Below are 11,446 nucleotides of genomic sequence, written 5' to 3' on the forward strand. Positions count from 1 at the left end.
TGCTCCCCCTCGTAGGTACCGCTACTGAACGTGTCGGTAAGAAGTGCTCAGCCGTTGAGCTTGGGTGCGCGTCCCCCGGACCGTGGCGCGACGGGGTGTCGCGTCCCGGTTTCCCGGACGGGGGCGGCGTCGCGCAGCGCGGCGATCTCCTTCTCGAATTCGTCGAGAGAGTCGAACGACTTGTACACGCTGGCGAACCGGAGATAAGCCACCTGGTCCAGCTCACGCAGAGGGGTGAGGATCGCCAGTCCCACCTCGTGGCTGGGGATCTCGGCGGCGCCCTTGGCCCGGACTGCCTCCTCGACCCGCTGCGCGAGCACAGCGATCGAGTCCTCGTCGACCGGACGGCCCTGACAGGCCTTGCGAACACCACTCATGATCTTGGTACGGCTGAAGGGCTCGGTGACACCGCTGCGCTTGACCACGGCGAGGACGGCCTCCTCGACGGTGGTGAACCGCTTGCCGCACTCGGTGCACGAACGACGGCGACGGATCAGCTGACCGTCGTCGGCCTCACGCGAGTCGACCACGCGTGAATCAGCGTGCCGACAGTACGGACAGCGCACCGCGAATCTCCCTCCGGCACCTTCTCAACCGGCTCCGGGCATGCCGAAACGCAGCGGAACCGATGTCGGAACAATCGGCAGCGCTGTGGATGACATGTGGATAACCAGGAAGAAGGAAACCCAACCTGTGGATGACTTACATCCGTGTGACCACTAGATGTTGGGGTAGACGCTAGGCCTCGCCGGACGCCGATGCAAGCTCAGCAACGTGCCGACGCGCCGTATTTTCCACCTCACCACCAGCGGTGATGTCACGATCACGCGGAGCGGCCGGATCGGGCGGCTCGACGCGCCGGAGAATCGGACGGCACACCCGTCGGAGATCAAAAACAGGGCGGGAATCAGCCCTGGATAGCAGTCGTGAAGAGGATGACACTGGCCATGACCGAGGTCATCAGGAACAGACCGAGCAGCACCACACGACCACGCCGGGTGAGGCGCAACGAGGGCTCGGCGTGTCGAGCACCACTGACCGTCATGTCTAACCCCTTTCGGACACGCGTTCTATAGAACGCCCGTACGACGGTCTATCAGAACACGAGTACGGAAGTCGAGCTTTTCGGCGCGACACGCCGGGAAAATCTCGTACAGATGTTTGAATATGTCGGACCTGCACACTAGGTTTTCCGTGAAGAGGGGTCAGCCGGACCGGTCGCCATCCCCACGGCGCCGCCCGGCTCCGCGACGCACCACGTGCCGACCAGGCACTGGCCGACAGGGAGGGCGGACGTGTCGACCGACGACCGGACGAGTCAGCAGCATCAGATCAGGAAGCCCGAGACCGCCCGCAGGCGCACCACGACGAGCCGGCCCCGCGCGGGCGACGCGCCGCAGTTGCGCTCGGTCACACCGGTCGGCAACGTCCCCGAGGTGGTCGCGACCGACCTCACCGCCCGCCAGCGCCGGATCCTCGAGTTCATCCGCGACTGGGTGGAGAAGTATGGGTACCCACCGAGCGTCCGCGAGATCGGCGAGGCGGTCGGCCTGGTCTCCCCCTCCAGCGTGGCTTACCAGCTGAAGGCCCTGGAGACCAAGGGTTACCTCCGCCGCGACCCGAACCGGCCGCGCGCGGTGGACGTGCGCGCGCCCAGCGAGATGGTCGACGACGAGACGCTGCGGGCCGCCCGGCCCCAGCCGGCCTACGTGCCGCTCCTCGGCCGGATCGCCGCCGGTGGGCCGATCCTCGCCGAGCAGTCGGTGGAGGAGTTCTTCCCGCTGCCGCGTGAGCTGGTCGGCGAGGGCGACGTCTTCATGCTCGAGGTCAAGGGCGACTCGATGATCGACGCGGCGATCTGCAACGGCGACTGGGTGGTGGTCCGCCAGCAGCCCAACGCCGAGGTCGGCGACATAGTGGCCGCGATGATCGACGGCGAGGCGACGGTGAAGAGCTACCGCCAGCGCGACGGGCACGTCTGGCTGATGCCGGCCAACCCGGCCTTCGACCCGATCCCCGGCGACGACGCCACCATCATGGGCCGGGTCGTGGCGGTGCTCCGCCGCGTCTGAGCGGTGCTCCGCCGGGCCTGAACAGTGCTCCACCGGGCCTGAACAGAATCGGCCGGTTCCGCTGGGCGGAACCGGCCGATCAAAACCTTGCTGCGGTACGTGGGACAGGCTCAGCCCGAACCCCGGTCGCCCGCGCCGTCCCCGGTCGGGACCTCGGCCACGCCGTCGAAGGACGCCCGAAATCCGGTCAACCGCGACGGGAGCTACGAGATCCCGCTGGCCGCGCACCCGGGATGAGGATCAGCGACACACCGGGCTGAGGATCAGCGACCCGGTGTGAGGATCAGCGACCCGGTGTGAGGATCAGCGACCCGGTGTGAGGATCAGCGACCGCCGCCACCATAGACGCCACCGCCACCGCCGCCCTGCTGCGGACCACGCGGACCCTGCCCGTTGCCACCGCGCGGCGGGCCCTGCTGCGGCCCACGGCCGGACTGCTGCGGACCACGCGGCCCACCGCCCCCGCCACCCTGCTGCGGGCGCTGCCCACCACCCTGCTGAGGCCGCTGACCGCCACCCTGCTGAGGCCGCTGACCGCCACCGCCGCCCTGCTGCGGACCGCGAGGCTGCCCCTGCTGGGGACCACGCTGCCCACCGCCCTGCTGCGGGGCACGCCCCGGTTGTCCCTGCTGCGGGCCACGCGGCGGCTGTCCGGCCGGACGACCACCCTGGCCGCCACCACCCTGCTGCGGACCACGCGGCGGCTGCTGCGGACCACGCGGGCCACCGCCCCCGCCACCCTGCTGCGGGCGCTGCCCACCACCCTGCTGGGGCCGCTGGCCACCGCCCTGCTGCGGACCACGCGGCGGCTGCCCCTGCTGGGGACCACGCTGCTGACCGCCCTGACCACCCTGGCCGCCGTAGACCGGGCCGCCGGCACGCTGCTGGCCACCGGCCGCCGGGCCGGACTTGGCCCCGTAGACCGGACCACCGCCGCCACCGCCACCACCGCCGTTGGCGGGCCGGAACGCCGCGGCGCGCTGCGGCGCCCCGCCGACCCCGATCAGCTCGGTCTCCGGGTCGCCGGTGTCGATCCCGCCGGACGGGGCCCGGTCGGAGGCGGTCGCGGTCTTGGCGGGCGGCGGCGACTTGCGGAACCGCATGATGCCGAAGACACCCGCGCCGACCAGGATCAGGCCGAACAGGCCGACACCACCGACCGCGTAGGCCAGGTTGTCGGGATCCAGGTACCACGCCGAGCCGGTGTCGGTGTTGCCGGACTTCTCCGACTTCACCGCGACCGTGGTGGCCGGCGTGTACTCCCGGATGTGGTTGGCGACGTCGGTCTTGCCGCTCATGTCGGAGACCGTGTAGAACAGCGTGCCGTCGGTGCTGTAGGCGATCGCCTCACCGAGCGGCTCGTTGGGCAGCCCGGTGGTGCGCGGCGTCTTCTTCAGCGCGCCGAGCACGTCCCCGTTGGTCACGTCCCACTCGAGCGCGTCGGTGTAGGTGCGGAGCGCCACCTTCGTCGCGCCCTGGGTGACCGCGCCACCGGTGATGGTCTTGTTGCCGATCCGGGCGACCGGGTTGCCGGCGGTCTCGGTGGCCGAGAGCTTGAGCGTCCCGACCTTCTCCATCGGCACGCCGGTCTTGTTGTTCTTCTTCAGCGCCGTGGTCGGCTTGTAGATGCCGGCGTCCGCGCCGATCTCCTTGGTCACGATGAGCGGCGTGCCGTCACCGTCGAAGATCAGGGCCTCGGCGTCGTGCTTGTCGCCGGACGGGTAGGAGAGCCGGTGGACGACCGCGTCCTCGGAACCGTCGACCGGCAGGCTCCACAGCGCGACGGTCGGGCGGGTGCTCGGCGGCGACGAGCGGACCCCGTTGTCACCGGTGTCGGCAATCCAGAGGGTCTTGCCGTCCGGCGAGAGGACGATGTCCTCCGGGTCGGCCGGGCCGGCGCCGCTGAACTTCCGCTCGTCGACCTTCTTGCACTCGCGGTTGAGGAAGTAGATCTTGGCGTTGCTGTTGTCCTCTTTACCGTCGTTGACGGTGGCGAAGCCGTTCTTGAGAGCCGCGAGACCGGAGAGCTCGGTCATCTCCTCGTCAGCGATCTTGCAAAGCTTCTTACCGGGCGTGGATTTCGCGCTCACGGTCGGTGCCGGTGTCGGATCGTCGGCCGACGCGCTGGAGGATCCGACCAGAATCAGACCCATGGCCGCCATGACCGGGAACACGAGACGCCGCATCCGCACAGTGTCGCACGCGACGTCCGCTCCCGGTATTACGTGTGGATCAACGATGCCCGGACCGTCCGTGAAATCCGAATTGTTTTCTCTTACCTCACGCCACCCGGTCATCGATCCGTGCCGGACGGTCACCGGAGGACAACCAGCAGGTCGGAGCACCTTCATGGGTACGGCCTACCCGGGCCGTACCCATGACCGGATCTAGCTCCGGAACTCCGAGAGATCGGCGGCCAGCTGTTCGTCGACCCGGGCCAGGAGCTCGGTGCCGTCGTCGAGGTGGCGGGAGTGGAGCACCTGACCGGATCGATGCACCCGGGCGACCAGGTCACCCCGGTCGTACGGGATCAGGACCCGCAGCTCCACCGCCGGCCGTGGCAGCCGGTCGGCGATCGCCTGGTGCAGCTCGGTGATGCCGGCGCCGGAGCGCGCGGACACGAAGATCGCGTCCGGCCAGGCCCGCTTGAGACGGAGCACCGTCTCCTCGTCGGCCGCGTCCAGCTTGTTGATCACCAGCAGCTCGGGGAGCTGGTCGGCGCCCACCTCGCTGAGGACCTCGCGGACCGCGGTGACCTGCCCCTCCGGGTCCGGATGCGCGCCGTCGACGACGTGCACCAGGAGATCGGAGTGCGACACCTCCTCCAGCGTCGAGCGGAACGCCTCGACGATGTGGTGCGGCAGGTGCCTGACAAAGCCGACCGTGTCGGAGAGGGTGTAGACCCGCCCGTCCTCGGCGGCGGCCCGCCGGGTGGTCGGGTCGAGGGTGGCGAACAGCGCGTCCTCCACCAGCACCCCGGCCTGGGTCAGCCGGTTGAGCAGGCTGGACTTGCCGGCGTTGGTGTAACCGGCGATGGCCACGGCGGGCACACCGCTGGCGGACCGGCGGGACCGCTTGGTCTCCCGGGCCGTCTTCATCGCCTTGATCTCGCGCCGCAGTTTGGCGATCCGGATGTTGATCCGGCGCTTGTCGGTCTCCAGCTTGGTCTCACCGGGACCACGGGTGCCGACACCGCCGCCACCCGAACCGCCGCCGGCGCCACCACCCTGCCGGGACAGCGACTCACCCCAGCCCCGCAGTCGGGGAAGCATGTACTGCAACTGGGCCAGCTCGACCTGGGCCTTGCCCTCACGGCTCTTGGCGTGCTGGGCGAAGATGTCGAGGATCAGGGCGGTCCGGTCGACCACCTTGACCTTGATCTGCTCCTCGAGCTTGCGCAGCTGCGACGGAGACAGCTCGCCGTCGCAGATCACCGTGTCGGCGCCGGTCATGATGACCACGTCACGCAGCTCGTCGACCTTGCCGCGGCCGATGAAGGTGGCGGCGTCGGGTTGTTTTCGTCTCTGGATCAGGCCCTCGAGCACCTGGGAACCGGCGGTCTCGGCGAGGGCCGCCAACTCGGTGAGCGAGTTGTCGGCGTCCTCCACGCTGCCCTCGGTCCAGACGCCGACCAACACGACCCGTTCGAGTCGCAGCTTCCGGTACTCGACCTCGGTGACGTCGGTCAGCTCGGTGGAGAGACCGGCCACCCGCCTGAGCGAGTGCCGCTCCTCGAGCTCCAGGTCTCCGGTCGTGGGATCCAGCTCGTCAAGGACGGGTGTCTGGTACGTGTTTCGCAAAAGTGACCTCCTCCGACCTCGATCGTGGCACGTCTCGCGCGCAGTCGCATCCACATATGCACCGTGTGATGGTGACCCCTCAGTAACCACCGGACCGGACACGGCTATTTCCGACAGGCGACAATGCGGGTACTCACCCCACCAACGTCGGAGGGAACACCGTGGTGACCACCCGCCTGCCGAGCGCAGGATTCTCGATCACGATCCGCATCGCCGTAACCGCGGACGCCTCGTCCATCGGACGGCTCACCACCTGTGTGGGTGAGGCCGGCGCGATCGTGACGGCGCTGGACGTGGTGGACTCGGACCCCACGCGAGTGCTGGTCGACCTCACCTGTGACACCGCGGACGCCGCGCACGCCGATCAGGTGGTGAAGCAGCTGGAGGAGCAGGACGGCGTGGACGTCCGCAAGGTCTCCGACCGGACGTTCCTGCTGCACCTGGGCGGCAAGATCGAGGTCAGTTCCAAGGTCGCGCTGCGTAACCGGGACGAGCTGTCCCGGGCGTACACCCCGGGTGTGGCCCGGGTCTGCATGGCGATCGCCGAGAACCCGAAGGACGCCCGCCGCCTCACCATCAAGCGCAACACGGTGGCCGTGGTCAGCGACGGCTCGGCCGTGCTGGGCCTGGGCAACATCGGCCCGGCCGCCGCGATGCCGGTGATGGAGGGCAAGGCCGCGCTGTTCAAGCGGTTCGGCGGGGTGGACGCCTGGCCGGTGGTCCTGGACACCCAGGACACCGACGAGATCGTGGCCATCGTCAAGGCGATCGCCCCGGCCTACGGCGGCATCAACCTGGAGGACATCGCCGCGCCGCGGTGCTTCGAGATCGAGGCGCGGCTGCGCGAGATCCTGGACATCCCGGTCTTCCACGACGACCAGCACGGCACCGCGATCTGTGTGCTGGCCGCGCTGACCAACGCGCTGCGGGTGGTCGGCAAGCGGATGGAGGACGTGAAGGTCGTGGTCTCCGGCGCCGGAGCGGCCGGCACCGCGATCATGAAGCTGCTGATGCGGCAGGGCGTGGGCGACATCATCGCGTACGACCGGGCCGGCGCCCTGCACCGCGGCATGCCGGACCTGAACGAGTCGATGCAGTGGCTGGCCGACCACACCAACAAGGAGAACTACTCCGGCGACCTGCCCGGCGCGATCGCCGGCGCGGACGTCTTCATCGGCGTCTCCGCCCCGAACCTGCTGACCGGCGACGACATCGCGAAGATGGCCGACAGGTCGATCGTGTTCGCGATGGCCAACCCGGACCCGGAGGTCGACCCGCGGGAGGCCCGCAAGCACGCCGCGATCGTCGCCACCGGGCGTTCCGACCAGCCCAACCAGATCAACAACGTGCTGGCGTTCCCGGGCGTGTTCCGCGGCATGCTGGACGCGGCGGCCGAGGAGTTCACCGAGGAGATGGCCCTGGCCGCGGCCCGGGCGATCGCCGACGTGGTGGGTGAGGACAAGCTCAACCCCACGGTGATCATCCCGAGCGTCTTCGACCAGCGGGTCACCCCGGCGGTGGCGGCGGCGATCCGTGCCGTGGTCAAGGGCGCTCCGGCCCCGGCCAACCCGGCCGCGGTGCCGGACAGCGAGATGGACAAGGCCCCGGAGACGACCTTCTAAGGCCCTTTTCCGGTACGGGTGGGCCAGGCGCCCGCCCGTACCGGCTCAGGCGTTCAGCCAGCCGGTCAGCTCGCCGACCAGATCGGTGATCAGCCCGGCCGCCCCCGCGTCCACCAGCGGGCGCCACTGAGCCATGTCGTTCGGCGTCCACGGCATCACCGCGACCCCCGCCGCGGCCAGGGCTGCCATCGTCTCCGGCCCGTGGAGGACGTCGTCCACCGACGGATTGCAGTACACCACGCCCAGCTCCCGGGACAGCTCGACGGTCTCCGCGTCGAACCGGAACAGCAGCAGCCCGCGCCGGACCTCCGGCGCCACGTCCCGGACCTTGCGCACCACGTCGGCGTCGAAGCTCTGCAGCACCGCCCGGTCCAGCAGATCACGCTCGGCCAGCGCCGCCACCACCGACTTCACCTCGTCCAGGGTGGCCGGCGGTTTGATCTCGACCAGCAGCTCAGCCGCCGAGGGGGCGAGCAGGTCCAGCGTCTCGGCCAGGGTCGGCACCCGCAGGCCGGTGAACCCGGGCCCGAACCAGGAGCCGGCGTCCAGCCCGGCGATCTGATCGGCGGTCAGGTCCCAGACCCGGCCGGAGCCGTTCGTGGTCCGGTTGACCGTCCGGTCGTGGATCACCACCGGCACGCCGTCCCGGGTGCACCGGACGTCGAACTCCACGATCGTGGCGCCGGCCCGCAGCGCGGCGGCGAACGCGGGCAGAGTGTTCTCCGGGGCGACCGTGGGATAGCCCCGGTGCGCGACGACATGGGTCATCGGAGCACCGCCTCCGGGTCGACCTCACCCTCGGCGACCAGCACCGCCGGGCCCTCCAGCCACCAGGAGCCGTCCGCGTCGGCGGTGACCACCAGACGGCCGCCGAGCACGTCCACCGCGACCGAGCCGGTGGTCAGCCCGGCGTCGCGCAGCGCCACCGCGCCGACCGCGAGCGCGCCGGTGCCGCACGACTGGGTCTCGCCGGAGCCCCGCTCGTGCACCCGCATCCGGACGTGCCGGTCCAGGCCGTGCAGGGGCTCGGCGCGCTCGACGAACTCGACGTTCACCCCGTGCGGGAAGACCGCGACGTCGTGCAACGGCGCCTTACCGAGATCGAGGGAGCTCAGCGCCACACCGTCGTGCAGGCCGCAGACCAGGTGCGGGTTGCCGCAGTCCACAGCGACACCGGGCAGGGTCAGGTGGCCGAGTGTCGCCGTGCTCCCGGCGTACACCCGCGGGCTGGTCATCCTGGCCCGGATGGTGCCGTCACCGATCTCGGCGACCAGGACCCCCGCCCTCGTCGCCACCGGCAGGCCCGACGGGCCGGGCTCGGCCAGCCCGTGGGTGAGCAGGTAGCGGACGAAGACCCGCAGGCCGTTGCCGCACATCTCGGCGATCGAGCCGTCGCTGTTGTGGTAGTCCATGAACCACTCGGCCTCGCCGGCCAGCCCGGCCGCCTCCGGGTGCTTGGCGCTGCGCACCACCCGGATCACGCCGTCGCCGCCGACGCCCCGGCGCCTGTCGCAGAGCGCCGCGACCAGCGTGGGTGTCAGGGTCAGCTCGCCGTCCGGGTCGGGGAGGATGACGAAGTCGTTGCCGGTTCCGTGACCTTTGGTGAAACGCACGCCGCCCATCATCCCGCAAGGTCGCGAGCGGCCGCCAACAGCTTCGGGTCGGCCCCGTCCAGCCAGTGCACCGCCGGGTCGCGGCGGAACCAGGAGCGCTGCCGCCGGACGAAGCGCCGGGTGCCCTGCACGGTGTCCGCCTTGGCCTGCTCCTCGGTCAGCTCGCCGTCGATCTGGGCGAGCGCCTGCTGATAGCCCAGCGCCCGGGCGGCGGTCCGGCCGTCCCGGATCCCGTCCAGCCCCCGGACCTCGTCGAGCAGCCCGGCCGCCCACATCAGGTCGACCCGCAGCGCGATCCGCTCGTCCAGCTCGGTGGTGTCCCGGTCGACGCCGATCTGCACCGACTCGTAGACCGGGCGCGGGTCCGGGAGGCTGGCCGTGAACGGCTGCCCGGTCAGCTCGATCACCTCGAGCGCGCGGACGATCCGCCGGCCGTTGCTCGGCAGGATCTTCGCGGCGGCCTCGGCGTCCCGCTCGGCCAGGCGGGCGTGCAGCACCGCCGGGCCGGTCGCGGCCAGCTCCTCCTCCAGGCGCGCCCGGATCGCCGGGTCGGTGCCGGGGAACTCGAAGTCCTCCAGCACGGCCCGGACATAGAGCCCGGAACCCCCCACCAGCAGCGGTACGCGGCCCCGGTCCAGAATGCCGTCGATGGCGGCCCGGGCGAGGCGCTGGTACTCGGCGACCGCCGCGGGTTCGGTCACGTCCCAGATGTCGAGCAGATGGTGCGGAACTCCGTCGCGCTCCGCCTCGGTCAGCTTGGCGGTGCCGATGTCCATCCCCCGGTAGAGCTGCATCGAGTCGGCGTTGACGACCTCGCCGCCCAGCTCATGGGCGAGTGCGATGCTCAGGGCGGATTTGCCGGCGGCCGTCGGGCCGACGACGGTGACCACGGGTTGACCTCTCCGAAACCGCACGAAGCAACCGTAGGACACCATTGTGTCACGGTCATCGGTGGGAGCTTTCCCCTGACCGGGTTGGACCTGTGACAATGCGCGAGAAAGAATGCCGGTTGGAAGTTGGCATTCAGGCTGCGCTGTGGCGGTGGCCGCGGGTCCGGTTGGACCGGTGACGCCGGGAGAACGAGGATGAGCTCATGAACGACTGGACGGCCTTCGGGCGCGTGGATGCCGACGGCACCGTGTACGTGAAGACCGCTGAGGGCGACCGGGTGGTCGGCTCCTGGCAGGCGGGCACCCCGGAAGAGGGGCTGGCCCACTTCGCCCGGCGCTTCGCCGACCTGGTGACCGAGGTCGACCTCGTCGAGGCTCGCCTCAAGTCCGGCGCGGCCGACGCGTCGCACTCGCTGACGAGTGTCAAGCGCCTGCGGACCCAACTCGACGAGGCCCACGTGGTGGGCGACATCGACGGGCTGGTGGCCCGCCTGGAGCGGCTCGCCGGGCTCGCCGAGGAGAAGGCCGGTGAGGCCAGGGCGGCCCGGGAGGTGGCCCGCACCGAGGCTCTCGCCCGCAAGACCGCGCTGGTCGAGGAGGCGGAGGCGATCGCCGCCGACGCCACCGGCTGGAAGTCGGCAGGTGACCGGCTGAAGGAGATTCTCGACGAGTGGAAGAGCATCCGCGGCGTCGACAAGAAGACCGACGGTGAGCTGTGGAAGCGGTTCGCCGCCGCCCGGGACGGCTTCACCCGCCGCCGGGGCGCCCACTTCGCCACCCTCGACGGTCAGCGCAAGCAGGCGCAGACCGCCAAGGAGGACCTGGTCAAGGAGGCCGAGACGCTCTCCTCCTCGACCGAGTGGTCCAGCACGGCGAACCGGCTCAAGGACCTGATGACCGAGTGGAAGGCCGCGCCCCGGGCCGCCAAGGAGGCCGAGCAGCGCCTCTGGGAGCGTTTCCGGGCCGCTCAGGACGCCTTCTTCACCCGGCGCAGCGAGGTCTTCTCGGCCCGTGACGCGGAGTACCAGGGCAACCTGGAGAAGAAGCAGGCCATCCTGGCCGATCTGGAGGCCGTCGACGTCGACGCGGACTCCCGCGCCGCGCAGAACAAGCTGCGTGACGCGCAGGCCGCGTGGCACGAGGCGGGCCGGGTGCCGCGGGAGGCCTCCGCCTCGCTGGACCGTCGCTGGCGGGCCGCCGAGGAGCGGATCCGGGTGGCGATGGACTCGGCGTGGCGCAAGACCAGCCCGCAGGACAACCCGCTGCTGCGTCAGATGCGCGACCAGGTGGCCGAGGCCGAGCAGCGGCTGGAGCGGGCCAAGGCGGCCGGCGACAACCGCCGGGTCAAGGAGGCCGAGCAGGCGCTCGCCTCGAAGAAGCAGTTCCTGGCTCTGGCGGAGCAGGCCAACTGAGTTTCACGTTCACTCACGGGGGCGACGGACCACTGGT

General features: G+C 70.5%; 10 protein-coding genes. 3 read left to right on the forward strand and 7 right to left on the reverse strand.

What is annotated here, in order from left to right:
* Positions 1 to 47: 47 nt before the first annotated feature.
* Both nrdR and Aco03nite_RS17605 read right to left on the reverse strand, forming a co-directional pair.
* The gene (gene nrdR / locus Aco03nite_RS17600; protein WP_203796427.1) at positions 48 to 566 is read right to left on the reverse strand and encodes a transcriptional regulator NrdR; all 519 of its coding nucleotides are present in this window, start codon (positions 564 to 566) and stop codon (positions 48 to 50) included.
* Positions 567 to 907: 341 nt separating this feature from the next.
* Positions 908 to 1,045 (reverse strand): hypothetical protein, encoded by a 138-nt coding sequence (locus Aco03nite_RS17605; RefSeq protein ID WP_203796428.1) that lies wholly within the window; start codon positions 1,043 to 1,045, stop codon positions 908 to 910.
* Between the two features lie 250 nt (positions 1,046 to 1,295).
* On the opposite strand from Aco03nite_RS17605, the gene lexA reads away from it, so the two are divergent.
* A complete protein-coding gene (gene lexA / locus Aco03nite_RS17610; RefSeq protein WP_203796429.1) occupies positions 1,296 to 2,072 on the forward strand; it encodes a transcriptional repressor LexA in 777 nt (258 codons plus the stop codon).
* A gap of 323 nt (positions 2,073 to 2,395) precedes the next feature.
* On the opposite strand, the gene Aco03nite_RS17615 is transcribed toward lexA, so the two are convergent.
* Both Aco03nite_RS17615 and hflX read right to left on the reverse strand, forming a co-directional pair.
* Complete coding sequence (locus tag Aco03nite_RS17615; RefSeq protein ID WP_203796430.1) at positions 2,396 to 4,258, reverse strand: hypothetical protein; 1,863 nt, start codon at positions 4,256 to 4,258, stop codon at positions 2,396 to 2,398.
* 201 nt (positions 4,259 to 4,459) lie between these two features.
* Positions 4,460 to 5,872 carry a GTPase HflX gene (hflX, locus tag Aco03nite_RS17620; protein ID WP_203796431.1) on the reverse strand — a complete coding sequence of 471 codons (1,413 nt, stop codon included), beginning with the start codon at positions 5,870 to 5,872 and terminating at the stop codon, positions 4,460 to 4,462.
* 161 nt (positions 5,873 to 6,033) lie between these two features.
* On the opposite strand from hflX, the gene Aco03nite_RS17625 reads away from it, so the two are divergent.
* Positions 6,034 to 7,494 carry an NAD-dependent malic enzyme gene (locus tag Aco03nite_RS17625; RefSeq protein WP_203796432.1) on the forward strand — a complete coding sequence of 487 codons (1,461 nt, stop codon included), beginning with the start codon at positions 6,034 to 6,036 and terminating at the stop codon, positions 7,492 to 7,494.
* Positions 7,495 to 7,539: 45 nt separating this feature from the next.
* Here the strand turns inward: Aco03nite_RS17625 and Aco03nite_RS17630 are convergent, their stop codons facing one another.
* From Aco03nite_RS17630 to miaA, 3 genes are read right to left on the reverse strand one after another with little or no spacing between them, the layout of a single operon-like run.
* Complete coding sequence (locus Aco03nite_RS17630) at positions 7,540 to 8,262, reverse strand: glycerophosphodiester phosphodiesterase (protein WP_203796433.1); 723 nt, start codon at positions 8,260 to 8,262, stop codon at positions 7,540 to 7,542.
* Positions 8,259 to 9,107, reverse strand: coding sequence for a diaminopimelate epimerase (dapF, locus tag Aco03nite_RS17635; protein ID WP_203796434.1), 849 nt, complete (start codon positions 9,105 to 9,107; stop codon positions 8,259 to 8,261). Before dapF ends, Aco03nite_RS17630 begins: the two co-directional genes overlap by 4 nt.
* An 8-nt stretch (positions 9,108 to 9,115) precedes the next feature.
* On the reverse strand, positions 9,116 to 10,042 hold the full coding sequence (gene miaA, locus Aco03nite_RS17640) for a tRNA (adenosine(37)-N6)-dimethylallyltransferase MiaA (protein ID WP_203796435.1): 927 nt from the start codon (positions 10,040 to 10,042) through the stop codon (positions 9,116 to 9,118).
* A 158-nt stretch (positions 10,043 to 10,200) separates the two neighbouring features.
* On the opposite strand from miaA, the gene Aco03nite_RS17645 reads away from it, so the two are divergent.
* A complete protein-coding gene (locus Aco03nite_RS17645) occupies positions 10,201 to 11,409 on the forward strand; it encodes a DUF349 domain-containing protein (protein WP_203796436.1) in 1,209 nt (402 codons plus the stop codon).
* Positions 11,410 to 11,446: the final 37 nt, after the last annotated feature.

This window comes from Actinoplanes couchii, assembly GCF_016862075.1.
Taxonomy (GTDB): Bacteria; Actinomycetota; Actinomycetes; order Mycobacteriales; family Micromonosporaceae; genus Actinoplanes; species Actinoplanes couchii.